The sequence below is a fragment of the Pantoea sp. MQR6 genome (assembly GCF_022761075.1).
Lineage (GTDB): Bacteria > Pseudomonadota > Gammaproteobacteria > Enterobacterales > Enterobacteriaceae > Pantoea > Pantoea phytostimulans.
Map to the genome: position 1 here is coordinate 587,156 of NZ_JAKYXB010000001.1, position 16,491 is coordinate 603,646.

The 16,491-nt window shown below is 56.0% G+C and carries 12 protein-coding genes; all 12 read left to right on the forward strand.

Annotated features, from left to right (window positions below; genetic code table 11):
* Window positions 1–879 precede the first annotated feature (879 nt).
* The 12 genes from cbl to MUG06_RS02625 all read left to right on the forward strand — a co-directional run bounded on the left by cbl (window position 880) and on the right by MUG06_RS02625 (window position 16,489).
* Window positions 880–1,839: an HTH-type transcriptional regulator Cbl gene (cbl, locus tag MUG06_RS02570; protein ID WP_243077631.1), complete on the forward strand. Its 960-nt coding sequence runs from the start codon at window positions 880–882 to the stop codon at window positions 1,837–1,839.
* A gap of 153 nt (window positions 1,840–1,992) precedes the next feature.
* Window positions 1,993–3,450, forward strand: a complete 1,458-nt coding sequence (locus MUG06_RS02575; RefSeq protein ID WP_243077632.1) for an NAD-dependent succinate-semialdehyde dehydrogenase — start codon at window positions 1,993–1,995, stop codon at window positions 3,448–3,450.
* Between the two features lie 942 nt (window positions 3,451–4,392).
* On the forward strand, window positions 4,393–5,862 hold the full coding sequence (locus MUG06_RS02580) for an aldehyde dehydrogenase family protein (RefSeq protein WP_243077633.1): 1,470 nt from the start codon (window positions 4,393–4,395) through the stop codon (window positions 5,860–5,862).
* A 31-nt stretch (window positions 5,863–5,893) separates the two neighbouring features.
* Window positions 5,894–6,562, forward strand: a complete 669-nt coding sequence (locus MUG06_RS02585) for a haloacid dehalogenase type II (RefSeq protein WP_243077634.1) — start codon at window positions 5,894–5,896, stop codon at window positions 6,560–6,562.
* Window positions 6,563–6,572: 10 nt separating this feature from the next.
* Window positions 6,573–7,850 (forward strand): FAD-binding oxidoreductase, encoded by a 1,278-nt coding sequence (locus tag MUG06_RS02590; RefSeq protein WP_243077635.1) that lies wholly within the window; start codon window positions 6,573–6,575, stop codon window positions 7,848–7,850.
* Window positions 7,851–8,017: 167 nt separating this feature from the next.
* The gene (locus MUG06_RS02595; RefSeq protein ID WP_243077636.1) at window positions 8,018–9,622 is read left to right on the forward strand and encodes an ABC transporter substrate-binding protein; all 1,605 of its coding nucleotides are present in this window, start codon (window positions 8,018–8,020) and stop codon (window positions 9,620–9,622) included.
* A gap of 34 nt (window positions 9,623–9,656) precedes the next feature.
* On the forward strand, window positions 9,657–10,610 hold the full coding sequence (locus MUG06_RS02600) for an ABC transporter permease (RefSeq protein ID WP_243077637.1): 954 nt from the start codon (window positions 9,657–9,659) through the stop codon (window positions 10,608–10,610).
* A complete protein-coding gene (locus MUG06_RS02605) occupies window positions 10,610–11,461 on the forward strand; it encodes an ABC transporter permease (RefSeq protein ID WP_243077638.1) in 852 nt (283 codons plus the stop codon). The genes MUG06_RS02600 and MUG06_RS02605 overlap by 1 nt, the downstream gene beginning before the upstream one ends.
* A complete protein-coding gene (locus tag MUG06_RS02610; RefSeq protein WP_215846456.1) occupies window positions 11,458–13,122 on the forward strand; it encodes an ABC transporter ATP-binding protein in 1,665 nt (554 codons plus the stop codon). Before MUG06_RS02605 ends, MUG06_RS02610 begins: the two co-directional genes overlap by 4 nt.
* A 256-nt stretch (window positions 13,123–13,378) precedes the next feature.
* Window positions 13,379–14,710, forward strand: coding sequence for an FAD-binding oxidoreductase (locus MUG06_RS02615; RefSeq protein WP_243077639.1), 1,332 nt, complete (start codon window positions 13,379–13,381; stop codon window positions 14,708–14,710).
* Window positions 14,711–14,720: 10 nt separating this feature from the next.
* Complete coding sequence (locus tag MUG06_RS02620) at window positions 14,721–15,563, forward strand: GNAT family N-acetyltransferase (protein WP_243077640.1); 843 nt, start codon at window positions 14,721–14,723, stop codon at window positions 15,561–15,563.
* Window positions 15,563–16,489, forward strand: a complete 927-nt coding sequence (locus MUG06_RS02625; RefSeq protein ID WP_243077641.1) for a glyoxylate/hydroxypyruvate reductase A — start codon at window positions 15,563–15,565, stop codon at window positions 16,487–16,489. The genes MUG06_RS02620 and MUG06_RS02625 overlap by 1 nt, the downstream gene beginning before the upstream one ends.
* Window positions 16,490–16,491: the final 2 nt, after the last annotated feature.

A 16,491-nucleotide genomic window follows, 5' to 3' on the forward strand; every position in this document is an offset into this window, starting at 1 on the left:
GCTGGGGAGTTTCATCTGCTCCGGGCAGGCGGACGTGTTAAGGGGCTTACGCCAGCCCCTTAACAATCCCGGCGTCCGGCAGACTCCGCGCCACGCTTCGCGCGGTTCCCTCGTCACTCACCCGGCCTGACGGACCGGCTGGACTCGCCGTCCTGGCTCGACCCAGCCTCTTCGCGGCATCCCTGCCGCTCGCCCTGGCCTCCGCTCTTTCCTCAGCGCACCGTATGCCTCCGGCACCCCACCGCCTGCCACTTTCTTTTCTTTCTGACATACATCCTCGTCTGAAACTCCGATGCTCCAAGACTCAGTTCATAAAACTAAAGCCCACAGACAGGGCTGTAGAAATTCAGTAACCGAAGACGCGAGAAGGCGGAATGGGTTTGTGAGATTCACAGCAGTGCTAAACATAAAAGAAACGGTGCCGCTGTTGCCGCGGGGTTTGCCAGAGGCCATTTCACTCGCCGAGAGAATGAGGGATTTCAGGACGAGCGGCAGGGATGCCGCGATGAGGACGGGGTGAGCCAGGGATGGCGAATCCGTCCGGTCCGTCAGAAATCGTGAAAAAACGAGGGAACCGCGAAGCGGCGAGGGGGCTGGCCGGAAGCGCGGGTCAAGGGTTGCCACTCAGCAACCCTTGTCGGTCGCCCGCAGGGAGGAAATGAAACTGCCCGGTTGGCGGGCGAACGAAAAAGCCACCGCGCCCGTTTCGGCGTGCCGGACTCAAGCGCCGGTTCGCGCCCCGAACCCAGGCACCGGTTCGCACCCCGAACCCCTCCACTTATTCCCTAAAGTCATATAAGAATCTTTTTTATTATTTGTTGTTATCAATAATAGTTCTTACCATCTGAAGAACAGGTTTCGTAAAGGGAGGTAAATATCGTGAATTTCCAGCAACTTAAAATCATTCGTGAAGCGGCCCGCTGTGAGTTTAACTTAACGGAAGTTGCGAATACGCTGTTTACTTCCCAGTCGGGAGTGAGTCGCCATATACGCGATCTGGAAGATGAGCTCGGTGTAGAGATTTTCATCCGTCGCGGTAAGCGTCTGTTGGGGATGACTGAGCCGGGCAAAGCGCTGCTCACCATTGCCGAACGCATTCTTGATGAGGCGGGCAAAGTGCGGCGTCTCGCCGATGTCTTTACCAACGAAACCAGCGGTATTCTCACCATCGCCACTACCCATACTCAGGCGCGTTACAGCCTGCCGCGTGTGATCAAGGCGTTCCGTCAGCTCTATCCCAACGTGCGCCTGGAGTTAAACCAAGGTTCGCCGCAGGAGATCGTCACCATGTTGTTGGCAGGCGAAGCGGATATCGGTATCGCCAGTGAACAGCTGGTGAATAATTCTAGCCTGGCCGCCTTTCCATGGTTCAGCTGGCATCATGCCTTGTTGGTGCCGAAAGATCACGAACTGGTGCAGCAGCAGCCGGTTTCACTCAGTAAACTCAGCCAGTATCCACTGATCACCTATCGTCAGGGCATAACAGGCCGTTCGCGGGTTGACCGCGCATTCCAGGGCGCGGGCTTACGGCCTGATATCGTGCTGAGTGCGCAGGACTCCGACGTAGTAAAAACCTATGTAAAACTCGGTCTTGGCGTCGGTATTCTCGCTGATCAAGCCTGTGAGCTGGATGAGGGTGAAGATCTGGTACGTCTGGATGCAACACATCTGTTTGAAGCCAGCACCGTGTGGCTCGGTCTGAAGCGCGGCCAGCTCCAGCGCAATTACGTTTGGCAGTTCCTGGAGTTGTGTAATGCCAATCTGTCGCTGGAAGAGATCAAGCGTCAAGCGCTCTCTTACACCAGCGATGAAGAACCGGTACTCGATTTCCAAATTTAAGCAAAAGCGCCCGGCAAGGCTGGGCGCGTTCCACGGCATAAAATTTTTTTTCCGCAGTGAAAACTCCCTGAACTTCCTTTCTCATCCCGTAGAAAAACATCCTGCGCTGACGCGACGCGATAAAGTGAAATAAAACCATCACGAGGGGATGTTATGTCGCGGATACAACTTAAAGATGGCGATCTGCTGCGCCAGCAGGCGCTGTTTGGCGGACGCTGGCAAGACGCACATCAGGGCGAAACGCTGCCGGTCATTGATCCAGCCACCGGTGAAACCATTGCCACCATACCGGCGTTAGGCCGGGAAGAAACCGAACAAGCTATTGCCCATGCCGATGCAGTACGCATCAGCTGGGGAAAAACGCCCAATGCTGCTCGCGCAGCGCTGCTGGAAAAATGGCATCAGCTGATTATTGATAACGCGGATGACCTGGCAATCATCATGACCGCTGAGCAGGGCAAACCGCTGGCGGAAGCCAAAGGCGAAGTACTGTATGGTGCCAGCTTCGTGAAATGGTTTGCCGAAGAGGCGCGCCGCATTTATGGCGATACGATTCCTTCTCCCAGCGACGATCGCCGCATTCTGGTATTGAAACAGCCGGTTGGGGTGGCAGCCGCCATCACGCCGTGGAATTTCCCTATCGCCATGATCACTCGCAAAGTCGCTCCGGCTCTGGCGGCGGGCTGCCCAATTATTGTGAAACCTTCAGAGCTGACACCGCTTTCTGCGCTGGCCTTGGCGGTTCTGGCAGAGCGCGCAGGCTTTCCCTCCGGCGTGTTGCAAGTTGTCACCGGTTTGCCCACCGAGATTGGTGCGGCGTTAACGGAAAGTCGCACTGTACGCAAAATCTCCTTCACCGGTTCCACCCGCGTTGGTCAGTTATTGATGCAGCAAAGCGCCGACAGCATCAAACGCCTTAGCCTGGAATTAGGCGGTAATGCGCCATTGATTGTGTTTGATGACGCCGATATCGACATCGCCGTAGCCGGCGTCATGGTGAGTAAATTCCGCAATGCGGGGCAAACCTGCGTCTGTGCTAACCGCATCCTGGTGCAACGCGGCATCTATGAACGTTTCTCAGCGCGTCTGTTGGAAGCGGTAGCAACCTTAAAAGTGGGCGACGGTTTCACGCCAGGCAGCACCATCGGGCCGCTGATCAATGAGCGTGCGGTAGAAAAAGTTAACAGCCATATCGATGATGCCCTCAGTCAGGGCGCGACGTTGCTCACAGGCGGAATCAGCCAGGGCAACGGAACCTATGTTCAGCCGACGGTGTTAGGTGACGTCACGAACAAAATGCGTATAGCTCATGAAGAAACCTTCGGCCCAGTGGCACCGCTGTTTATTTTTGATGACGAAGAACAGGCGATCGCAATGGCGAACGATACGCCATATGGCCTTGGCGCCTATTTCTTCACGGAAAATATTCGTCGCGCCTGGCGTGTCGCCGAGTCACTGGAATTTGGTATGGTCGGATTCAATACCGGTGCTATTTCATTAGAGGTTGCGCCCTTTGGTGGGGTGAAATTATCAGGAATAGGCCGCGAAGGTTCACGCTACGGAATAGATGAGTATCTAGAACAGAAGACCTTCCATATCGGTAGCCTCTGATATCCCCGTCCTATCCCCGTCTGCAGGTGCGTTGGCTGCACGCGTTCGCCCCCCGTCATACTTCAGGCTGCAGGTGTGTTGGCTGCACGCGTTCGCCCCGGTCACATACTTATGTATGCTCCCGGGGACTTACGCGCTTGCCGCCTTCCTGCAACCTGAATTATTTAGGGGATACACAGCGTTAATTTTCTAATTAAAACTGCCGGTGCGTTGTTTGCATGCCTATCTTCGACCTCAGTTATGTAGAGTATGTAGCGTTATTCTTATACTTAAAGCTGCCGGTGCAATGGTTGCCTGCCTGTCTTCGAACTGAATTATTTAGGGGTTACACAGCGGTAATTTCCTAATTAAAACTGCCGGTGCGTTGGCTGCATGCCTATCTTCGACCTCAGTTATGTAGAGTATGTAGCGTTATTCTTATACTTAAAACTGCCGGTGCATGGGTTGCATGCCTGTCTTCGAACTGAATTATTTAGGGGATACACAGCGGTAATTTCCCAATTAAAACTGCCGGTGCGTTGGTTGCAAACCTTTCTTCGACCCGAACTATTTAGGGAATACGTGAAGGCATTCACATAATTTAAAAATTAGTATTAGCAAGTAACTAATTAAAAAGCGCCTGCAATTAATAATATGGGCGTTTTTATGTTGTGCGTTCCATCCAGTTTTACGCGTCCTCTCCCTTTTAGTGCAAGTTTCGTGCATGGCGCACCAAAGCGATGCAAATATTTTGTGAAGTAAATCATCTGTTTAAATGTTCGGCAATTCCGCAAATTTTGCTGCTGTAATACGGCAGAAAATTTTTTTGCGCTGTTTTAAACGCATTTTTATTTTTTTCGTGGCTGGCATACTTTCTGCATTAGCTTATTAACACTGAATATAAGTCGCGATGAAAAGCTAATTAATCAGCGAGTGATGGGTGTAACAAATAAGGATTCTTCCATGTTAAGTTTCGACCCTGAAAAAGTCTCTCTTCCTGTTGGTCATTATATTGATGGCCAACATACTCAGACACAAGGCGCGCCGTTTGCGGTCAAGCGGCCTTCCGATGGCAAAGTCTTTGCCACGATCAATGAAGCCCAGCCGGATGATGTTGATCGCGCAGTGAATAGTGCGCACCAGGCACTGAAAACCAGCGGCTGGTCGAGCTGCTCACCGCGTGAACGTGGTCGCGTATTACGTAGCTGGGCCGATCTCATCGAGCAAGACAGCTTATTAGCGCAACTTGAATCGCTGGGTTCAACCCGTCCAATCAGCGATGTGGTGCAGCACGAAATTCCGTTCACCGCAGAAGCCATTCGTTTCTACGCCGAATGTGCAGACAAATACAGCGGTGACCTGTTTCCTACCCGTGAAAGCAGCCTCGGGATGCTGATCCCTGAACCTTATGGCGTGATTGGTGCTATTACGCCATGGAATTTCCCATTGTCGATGGCGTCATGGAAATGCGGCCCGGCGCTGGCAGCAGGAAATGCTGTGGTGCTGAAGCCTTCAGAACTGACGCCGTTTTCAACTGTGCGCATGGCTGAGCTGGCAGTGCAAGCAGGATTACCCGCTGGCGTGCTGAACATTGTGCAGGGCAGCGGCGCGGTGACTGGCAGTGCCTTGGTAAAACATCCGCTGGTGCGCAAAGTTTCGTTCACCGGTTCAACGTTAACCGGCGCCCGCATCATGAGTGATGCCGCGCAGTTTGGCATGAAGCCGGTCACGCTGGAATTGGGCGGTAAAAGCCCGCAGCTGGTGTTTGATGATGCGGGCGATATTGATCAGCTGGCGCAACGTATTCTTCGGGGCTTCACCGCCAACGGCGGACAAGCCTGCGTCGCGGGCACCCGCTTGATTGTACAGCGAGGCATTGCCGATCCGCTGGTTGAACGTTTAGCCGCGCTGTGCCGCGAAGTTCAGCCTGGCGTAACCTGGAACGATCAAAGCCGCTATGCGCCACTGATCGACGAACGCCAGGGCAACAAAGTCTGTTCGGTTATCGAGGCAGCAAAAGCGCAGGGCGCAGAAGTGTTGGTGGGCGGTGAACGTTTTGCTAACACCGACGGCGGCTGGTTTTGGCAGCCCACCTTGCTTAGCGGCGTGGCGCAGGATAATCCCGCCGTGCAGCAGGAAATTTTTGGCCCGGTGTTGACGGTGCAAACCTTTGACGACGAAGAGCAAGGTTTAGCACTGGCGGCGCATGAGATTTATGGTCTGTGCGCCGGGGTTCACACCATGAGTTTACCGCGCGCCCTGCGTGCCATGCGCGCCATTGAAGCGGGCACCGTGTGGATCAATCGCTACGGCCGCTCCGGCGACTTCATTATTCCAACCGGCGGGTTTATCGGTTCAGGCATCGGCAAAGATTTAGGCCGTCAGGCGTTTCAGGCCTGCCAACGCCAGAAAAGCGTACTCATCGATTTTTAAACTAAACATCTGACAATGACGAGGTTGTTTCATGGCACTGTTTAAACCTAAATACATCACTTTTGACTGTTACGGCACGCTGATCTTCTTTGATATGGCCGGTGCCGCAGAACGCTGTTTCTCTGAGCGCGTAGCGCCAGAAGCGATGAGCGCATTTACCACCGATTTCGCCCGCTATCGCATGGATGAAGTGTTAGGCGCGTGGAAGCCATATTACGACGTAGTGAGCAACGCTCTGCAGCGCACCTGCAAAAAATGGGGCGTGCGCTGGGATAAAGCTGACAGCGACTTCATCTATACCGATTGCGCCACCTGGGGCCCGCATCCAGACGTGCCCGCCGGGCTGGCTAAAGTGGCAAAAGAGTTCCCGCTGGTGCTGCTGACCAACTCCATGAATGACCTGATCCCGCATCATATTCCGCGTCTCGGTGCACCGATTCACATGACCATCACCGCAGAAGAAGTGGGCGCTTACAAGCCGCAGATGAAAGGCTTCGAATACATGCTGGAGAAGCTCGATTGCCGACCAGACGAAATTTTGCACGTCTCTTCCAGCCTGCGATATGACCTGATGACCGCGCACGATCTCGGCATTACCAACAAAGTCTGGGTGGATCGTGGGCATGAGCCCGCCAATCCGGCTTACGGCTACACCGAAATCAAAGATATTGGCGGCCTGCCTGGCGTCGTCGGACTTTAAGGACCACGTAATGAAACTCGAATCGTTCTGGCAAGCCACCGCCCCCGCTTTTACCGGCGCGGCCAAAGAATCACTGCCTTCACAGGCTGATGTCGTGGTAATCGGCGGCGGGTTTACCGGCATCTCGGCGGCGCTCAATCTGGCACGCAGCGGCGTCAGCGTGGTGGTGCTGGAAAGCGGCGAGGTAATGAGCCAAGCCTCGGGGCGTAACGGTGGGCACTGTAACACGGGCGTAGCGCAGAATTTCGCTTCGCTGGTGGCGAGCCAGGGCGTAGAACAGGCCAGCCGCTTCTATCGTGCTTACGACGAAGCGGTGAGCTATGTCGAGCAGCTCACGCATGAAGAACAGATCGATTGCGATTTTCGCTTGTGCGGCAAAATCAAACTGGCGAGTAAAGCGTCCCATTTCGCCGGTCTACGCGAAGCCTGGGAATTGATGCGCCGCACCGTTGATCCAGAGATTGAACTGCTCGGCAAAGAGGAAATTCATCGCGAAGTGGGCAGCAACGATTTCCACGGCGGCTTGTTGCAAAAGCGCGGCGGACAGATGCACATGGGCAAGTTTGGTGTGGGGTTGGCGAATGCGGCTGCACGCCACGGCGCAAAAATTTATCCGCATCATGCAGTGACCGGGCTGGAGCGTCTCGACGGCTATCGCCATCGCGTGCAAACCGCTCAGGGTGAAATCGTTGCCGACAAAGTGTTGATGGCAACCGGCTGCTCAACGGAAGGGCCATTTCCCTGGTTCCAGCGCCGCATCGTGCCGGTGGGCAGTTTCATCGTGGTAACGGAAGTGTTAGGCGACGAACTGCTGCGTCAGGTCTTGCCGCAGGATCGCACGTATGTCACCTCAATGAACCTCGGTAACTATTTCCGCACCACCGCCGACCGTCGCTTGGTGTTTGGTGGCCGGGCACGCTTTGCTGTCAGTAACCCTACCTCCGATTCACGCAGTGGTGAGATCCTGCGTGATGCGTTCACCACGCTGTTTCCGCCGTTGAGCAAGGCGCGCGTGGCGTATTGCTGGGGTGGCATGGTGGACATGACCGCCGATCGCCTGCCACGCGCCGGTGAACAGGATGGCCTGTTTTATTCACTCGGTTACAGCGGTCACGGCACGCAGATGTCAGTGTGGATGGGGCGCGTAATGGCCGACTTGCTGGCTGAAAAAACCAATCAGAATCCCTGGCAACGCGAGACGTGGCCTGCCTTGCCTGGTTATCACGGCAAGCCATGGTTTTTGCCGCTCGCCGGGCTGTATTACAAGGCCAAGGACCGGCTCTCCTGATTTCCCGTCCTGTTTCAGGCTGCAGGGGCGTTGGCTGCATGTGCTCATCCGAATCACTTACTTCAGTAAGCGTATTGGGATATGCCTGATTGTCGCCTTCCTGTAACCAGGAACCGTGAGGGAATCGATTATTGAACGCTTATTGAATGCTTATTGAGGGTCTACAGATGGGTAAATTTGATAAAGATTCTGGCGCAGTAAATCCGGCACTGACGCGGATGATCACGGAAGGATCACTGTCCCGCCGCAGTTTAATGAAGTTGTTGTCGGCAGGCGCCGCAATGAGCAGTGGTCTGATGGGTTTTCCACAAGTGGGCTTTGCTGCTGAGAACCCTGTGAAGGGCGGCAAGTTGCGCGCGGCGATGTCAAACGCCTCCGCCACCGACACGCTGGACCCAGCAAAAAGCAACAACAGCGGCGACTACACGCGTCAATATATGTTCTATAACGGCCTGACTGAGCTGGATAAAAACCTTGCCGCCAAACCGGCGCTGGCAGAATCGATTGAATCAACGGATGGCATTACCTGGCAGATCAAACTGCGCAAAGGCGTCACCTTCCACGACGGCAAGCCGCTCACCGCCAAAGATGTTATTTATTCGTTGAGCCGCCACAAAGATCCCGCCGTCGCATCAAATGCTTTTAAGCTGGCCGATCAGTTCAAAACCTTCACGGCAGTCAATGATAATGAAGTGCAACTGGTGTTAAGCAGCGCCAACTTCGACGTGCCCTACATGCTGGCTACGCCGCCGTTCCTGATCGTTCAGGATGGCACCAAAGATTTTACCAAAGGCATCGGTACTGGCCCGTATGTCTGTAAAGAGTTCTCGCCGGGCACCCGTTCGGTGGGAACGCGCAACCCCAATTATTTCAAACCCGGCTTGCCGCATCTGGATGAAGTTGAACTGCTGGGCGTGACCGATCAGGCCGCACGCGTCAACGGCATGATGTCGGGCGATTTGCACATCGTTTCAACGTTAAGTGCCGCCGATTGTAAACGCATCAAAGCCACCAGCGATTTTGGCGTGCTGGAGAGTAAATCTGGCATGTACACCAACCTGATTGTGCGCACGGATGTGAAGCCAGGCAGCAACGAAGATTTCGTGTTGGCGATGAAGTATCTGCAACCCCGCGAAATGCTGGTCAAAACCGTGCTGCAAGGTTATGGCGATGTCAGTAACGATACGCCGGTTCCGCCTTGGCATCCGCTCTACAACGCCGATCTCAAACCGCGTCCACTTGACCCAGAAAAAGCCAAATTCCATATCCAGAAAGCGGGCATGACCGGCGCGACGGTTGAGATTATCACCACGCCAAATATCGAAGGCTCGAACGAAGGCGGTCAGCTGATTCAGCAGGTATCGCGTAACACCGGCATCAATTTCAAAGTGCGCCGCGTGCCTTACGACGGTTACTGGTCAACCCATTGGACCAAAGATCCGGTGGGCTACGGCTCCATCAACCCACGGCCCACGCTGGATATGCTGTTTTCGCAGTTCTACATGTCGAGTGCGCCCAACAATGAATCGGGCTGGAAGAATGATCAGTTCGATCAGCTGGTGGTGACTGCACGCGGCGAGCGCGATCAGGCCAAACGCAAACAGATGTATGGCGATATGCAGAAACTGATTTATGACCACTGCGGCACCATCATCCCAACGTTTATCAGCTCCACTGATGGTTACAGCAAGAAAGTGAAGGGTGTAGAAGCCTGGCCGTCGGGCATGATGATGGGCTATCGCTTCCACGAATTCGCCTGGCTCTCCGCTTAACCTGTTAACCGCTACCGTGAAAAGGAGTACGCCGATGAACCGATACATGATGTTCCTGATTGCCCGGCGTGTTGGCGCGGGCATCCTGACCTTACTGATCGTCTCGGCGGTGGTGTTTTTTATCACCAGTATGCTGCCGGGTGATGCGGCGCAGATGATCCTTGGGCAAAACGCTACCTCGGAAACGGTAGCGGCGTTGCGTCAGCAGTTGGGCTTGGATCAGCCGCTGCTGATGCGTTATTTCAGTTGGCTGGGTGGCATGATGCAGGGCGATTTTGGCACCTCATTTGCCAGCCATCTGCCGGTTTCACAATTAGTGGCGCAGCGCATTCCCGCCACCTTTGAACTGGCGGGGATCACCACGCTGATCTGCGTGCCGCTGGCGTTGATTATCGGCATTGTGGCGGCAATGAATCGGGGTTCAAGGCTGGACCGTGCTCTGGTGATTGGCACCATGGCAACGGTTGCGGTGCCCGAGTTTTTAGTCGCGACCGTGGCGGTGCTGATCTTTGCGGTGAAACTGCATTGGGTCTCTGCGATGTCGTTTGGCAGCCCGGATATGGATTTAATCAGTTATCTGAAATCCTACGCGCTGCCGGTGCTCACGCTGTGCTGCGTGCTGGTGGCGCAGATGGCCCGCATGACGCGAGCCGCCATTATCAACCAGCTCGACAGCCCCTATCTGGAAATGGCGCTGTTGAAAGGCGTCTCGCCGCTGCGTGCAGTGCTGCGTCATGCGCTGCCCAATGCAGTTGGCCCAATTGCCAACGCCATATCGCTGAGTCTCTCCTACCTGTTTGGTGGCGTCATTATCATCGAGACCATTTTTAGCTATCCCGGTCTCGCCAGCCAACTGGTGGATGCGGTCAGCAACCGCGATCTGCCGGTGGTGCAACTCTGCGTGATGTTGTTCGCCGCCTCGTATCTGGTGCTGCTGCTGGCGGCAGACATTCTCACCATCGCCTTTAATCCGAAATGGAGAAGCTAATGAATACGCTGCTGCTTCCCTGGCGTTTCTTTCAGTCGTTGTCGATTTCAGGCCGACTGGGTTTGTTGATGTCCCTGTTTTGGTTGCTGATGGCGGTATTCGGTAATCAACTGGCACCGCACAACATTGATGATATCGGTGGCGGCCCGTTAATGGGCGGCGTAACCGCTGATAACGTGTTGGGCACCGATTATTTGGGCCGTGACATGTTGAGCCGCATTTTGTATGGCGCAAAATTCTCCATCGGCCTGGCGCTGAGCGCCGCATTGCTGGCGAGCGTGATCGGCACGTTGCTGGCGCTGCTGGCCGCGATGGCGGGACGCTGGCTGGAAGAGGTACTGGGTCGCGTCAACGATGCACTGCTGGTGCTGCCGGGCAAAGTACTGTCGCTGATGATCGTCGCTGTGTTTGGTTCCTCGCTGCCGATGCTGATCCTTACAGCGGTATTCACGTACTGGCCGGGCGCATTCCGCATCGCGTTTGCCATGGCCAGCAGCTTGCGCAGCATGGATTACGTACGTGCTTCACGGCTGCGTGGCGAAAGCCGCTGGTATGTCGCGATCCACGACATCCTGCCCAATATGCTGCATCCGATGTTGACCGACTTTGGTTTGCGCTTTGTCTACATCGTATTGCTGCTGAGTGGTTTGAGCTTCCTCGGCCTTGGTGTGCAACCACCGTACGCCGACTGGGGCACCCTGGTACGCGAAAATATTCAGGGCCTGTTTGATGGTTCTCCTGCGGTGTTAATGCCTGCGTTAGCGATTGCCAGCCTGACCATTGGTGCCAATCTGTTCATCGACAGCTTACAAGCGATGCGTCCCATGACATTAGCGAAGGAGGGAGCATGAACGTGATGCCACATACGGCAATGCCGGTGATTTCAGTCGATAAACTGCGCGTGACGGCGCAGACCGACAGGGGTGAAGAGATCGATCTGGTTTCAGATATTCGCTTCACGGTGCAAAAGGGCGAAGTGCTGGCGCTGATTGGCGAGTCTGGCTCGGGTAAAACCACCATCGCAATGGCGTTAATGGGCTACGCTCGCAGCGGTTGCCGTATCGCCGAGGGCAACATTCACGTGGCCGGGACCGATGTGAACAGCCTGACGCCCGCGCAGCTGCGTGCGTTTCGCGGCAACAAAGTCTCTTACATTGCGCAAAGTGCGGCGGCCTCGTTCAATCCCGGCATGAAGATTCTTGATCAGGTGATTGAGCCCGTGGTGATTCACGGCACCATGACGCGCAAAGACGCGAAAGCCAAAGCGATTGGGCTGTTTCGCGAGCTGGCGTTGCCGAACCCTGAAACTATCGGCGACCGTTTTCCGCATCAGGTTTCTGGCGGACAGCTGCAACGTTTAATGACGGCAATGGCGCTGATTGGCGATCCTGACGTGGTGATCCTTGATGAACCCACCACCGCATTAGACGTCACTACCCAGGTTGAAGTTCTGAAAGCGTTTCGCCGCGTAGTAGCACAGCGTGGCGTGACGGCAATTTATGTCAGCCACGATTTGGCGGTGGTCGCGCAAATGGCGGATCGCATTCTGGTGCTGCTGCGTGGACAAATTGCCGAATATGGCAGCACCGCACAGCTGATTGGCGCACCGCAGGCGGAATACACCCGCCTGTTGATGGATGCTGCTCAGCAGAAAGAGCGCCCAAGCAACTGGTGTCCGGTAGAAGCCGATATCCAGCCACTGATGGAAGTGCGCGATCTGTCGGCGGGTTACGGCCCGCGGGGTAGCGATGGTTATCCGAAAACCCGCATTCTTGAAGAGATCAATCTCAAGCTATGGAAAGGCCAGGCGATTGGCATCATCGGCGAATCGGGCTCCGGGAAAACTACGCTGGCCCACGCGATTGCCGGGCTAAACGCGCCGAGTCACGGCCACATTCTGTTTAACGGGCACTATATTTCGGGCGATATGCATAAGCGTCCCGATAACGAGCTGCGCCGCATTCAGTATGTGTTCCAGATGGCGGATACCGCGTTGAACCCGTCGCACAGTGTTGAACGTATTCTTTCGCGCCCGCTGACGCTGTTTCATGGCTTGAGCGGTGCGGCGCGCCAACAGCGTTTATATCAGCTGCTGGATCTGGTGAAGCTGCCACGTAGTGTGTTGTGGCGTCGCCCTTGGGCGCTGTCGGGCGGTCAAAAGCAACGCGTTAACCTGGCGCGTGCGCTGGCTGCAGAACCCGATTTGATTCTGTGTGATGAAGTGACCTCAGCGCTGGATACCGTGGTCGCTGCCGCCGTGCTGGATTTGATCAGCGAGCTGCGCCGTGAGCTGGGCTTGTCGGTACTGTTTATCAGCCACGATATGCACGCAGTACGCGCGGTGTGTGATGAGATTGTGGTGATGAAAAGTGGCCGCATCGTGACGCAGCTGTCGCGTAATGATTATGACAAGCCAACCAGCGAGCTCTATTTCGAGCGCCTGAAACGCGCCGTGCCGGAGTTAAGGCAAGGTTGGTTGGATGAGCACGAAGAGATTTTGAAGGCGGAATAACGGAAGGGTGCTTTCACTGGCGGGTGCGCGCTGCCTTTAGAGGGTGCTGGCTTTCCCCCACCTCGGTCCTCCCCCATTAATGGGGGAGGAAGACGCTGCTTTATGCCAGCTTAACACCCGCACGCGGCAGCGTCTCCTCCCCCCGCAGGCGGGGGAAGGCCGGGATGGGGGACAGCCAGCACAAACTAAAGCAGCCAGCACAATTTATTCAGGGTGACTACACCCATCCAATAAGCAAAAAAGAGGTAGCAACGCTATGCCTGCACCGATTCGATATGTACAGGACAGTGCAAATTTCCCAGACGCCGCAGATGTGGTCGTCATCGGCGCCGGTATTGCCGGTTCAGCTGCCACGTGGGAACTGGCGAAACAGGGTTTAAAAGTGGTGTTAATCGAAAAAGGTTTGGTTGGGGCGGAGCAATCCAGCCGTAACTGGGGCTGGTGTCGCCAACAAAACCGCGACGAACGCGAATTACCGCTGATCATCCATTCGCTCCAGCGCTGGGGCGAGCTTAACCAGGAAACGGGTGAAGAGCTGGGTTTCCGCCGCAGCGGGCTGGTTTACGCCACGCGCATCGAAACAGACATCGCCGCATGGGAAAAGTGGGGCCAGATGGCCAAAAACTACGGCGTGCGCAGTGACATGCTCAGCGCTGAACAGGCCAAAGCGATGACGCCCGGCAGCACCACTGCCTGGCTTGGCGGCGTTTCGTCACCCACCGACGGACACGCCGAACCGCGGCTGGCCGCGCCGGGATTGGTCATCGGTGCGCAGCGTCTCGGCGCAATGGTGTTTCAGCAATGCGCGGTGCGCGGGCTGGACATCTCCGCCGGGCGTGTCAGCGGCGTCTGGACCGAACGCGGCTTGATCAAAACCAATCGGGTCATCTGCGCAGCGGGTGCCTGGACTTCCATGTTCTGCCGTCGTCACGGCATCGACCTGCCGCTGGGCAATGTGATCGGCACCGCGTTCCGCACCCAACCGATTGAGCAAGCCATCGGCATGCCGCTTTACACGCCAGGTTTCGCCTGTCGTCCACAGCTGGATGGCAGCTACACGGTTTCGGTATCGGGACGCGGGCGTTTAGAGCCGGGTGCACAAGGGCTGCGCTATGCGCGTCAGTTCTATCCCACCTTCAAAAGTCGCCGCAAGAATCTCAAACTTAACCTCGGCTTTAAGCCGTTCTTTGACGGCCCGGAAGCGATGGGCCGCTGGGAATTTGATGCGCAATCACCGTTTGAGCGGATGCGCATTCTTGATCCTGCCGCCGACGCGAACATTGTGCAGGAAGGGTTGGACGCAATGCGCAAAGAGTATCCGGCGCTGGCCAACCTCAAGCTGGCGCAGTCGTGGGGCGGCATGATCGACAGCACGCCAGACGCGATTCCGGTGATTTCAACCGTGGCAAAACTGCCGGGACTGGTGTTATCGGCAGGCTACAGCGCCCACGGATTTGGCATTGGGCCGGGCGCGGGTCGTCTTGCCGCCGATCTTGCCACCGAGTCCACGCCGATTGTTGATCCCACACCCTATCGTTACAGCCGTCTGGTTGATGGCAGCGGCTTAGAAACCCCGGGCATGATGTAAGGAGACAGCAATGAATATGACCGTACGCAATATGACAGCGGGCGATGTCGACACCTGTTTTACCCTGACGCAAGCGTTGAAATGGCCGCATCGCCGCGAAGACTGGCAGCTGGCGCAGCAGTTGGGTGAAGGCGTGGTGATTGAAGAACACGGCAAACTGATCGGCAGCGCGATTCTCTGGCGCTGGGGCGACAAAGCCGCCACCATCGGATTAGTGATTGTAGATAACCAGCAGCAAGGACGCGGTTTAGGCAAGCAGCTGATGCTGGCGCTGCTGGAAAAAGTGCCGGGCTATAACGTCAGGCTGCACGCCACCGAAATGGGTAAAGGGCTGTATGAGAAGCTCGGGTTTGTCACCTGCGGCAGCATCCGTCAGCATCAAACGCGGGCGCTGGCTGCGGTACCAAACGTTGTCATTCCTACCGGATTGCAGCTGCGCAGCGCGGTCGAAGCCGATCATGCCACGCTGGTAGCGTTAGATCAGCAGGCGCACGGCATGCTGCGCCCTGCGTTATACCAGCACCTGATTGCTGATAATCAGACCATCGTGCTGGAAAATGCCCAACAGCAGATTCAGGGCTTCGCCAGCCTGCGCCGTTTCGGTCATGGCTGGGCGATTGGCCCAGTGATCGCGAAAGAATTACCGGTTGCTCAGGCGTTAATTACTGCGCTGATGCAGGGCCTGGGCGGTGAATTCATTCGCATTGATACCGATGGCGCGCTGCCGCTGGCGGAGTGGCTGACTACGCTCGGACTGGAACAGGTGGATGCGCCCACCATCATGGTGCGGGGAACGCCCTGGACGCCACTAGGCATGCAGGCGTTTGGGTTAATGACCCAGGCGATGGCCTGATGCATATCGTTTATAAATCGGAACCTGAACGCGGTCTGCTTTGGCAGGCCTGGCTAGCGCAGCACGCGCCAGATATTCAGCTGCATCTGTGGCCCGACATCGGCGAGGCGGATCAGGTTGAAATCCTGGTGGCGTGGCAGCCGCCGGCTAATATTCTTGCCACCTTTCCCAACCTGAAAGTGCTGTTTTCGGTGGGGGCGGGCGCGGATCAGTTTGATCTCTCTGCACTGCCGCCCGATCTTCCGGTTGTGCGGATGATTGAGCCGGGCCTGACGCAAGGCATGGTTGAATACATCACCTTTTCGGTGATTGGCCTGCATCGCGACATGCCGCGCTATTTCCAGCAGCAGCGCAATCAGCAATGGCGGGCGCATAACGCCATTCCTGCGTCACAACGCCGAGTTGGCATCATGGGATTAGGCGAACTCGGCCAGGCTGCCTTGAAACAGCTGGTTTCCATGGGATTTGATTGTGCCGGCTGGAGCCGCACAGCACGCGAAATCGAGGGGGTGCGCTGCTGGCATGGCGACGATCAGCTGGCGGATTTCCTTGCCCAGAGCGACATTCTGGTTTGCCTGTTGCCGCTGACCTCCACCACCCGAGGCTTGCTCAATGCTGAGCTGTTCCGCCAGTTACCTTACGGCGCGGGATTGGTGCAGGCCGGACGCGGGCCCCAGCTTAATGAAAACGATCTGCTGGCGGCGCTGGCAAGCGGTCAGCTGCGCGCCGCAGTGATAGACGTTACCGATCCCGAGCCGCTGCCTACGGAGCATCCTTTCTGGTCACATCCTGCGATTTGGTTAACGCCACATATCGCCAGCCAAACGCAAACCGACAGCGCCATTGCGGCACTGTTGCAAAATTTGCGCCGTTATCAGCGTGGTGAACCGATGATCGGTTTAATTGATCGCTCGCGAGGCTACTGAAA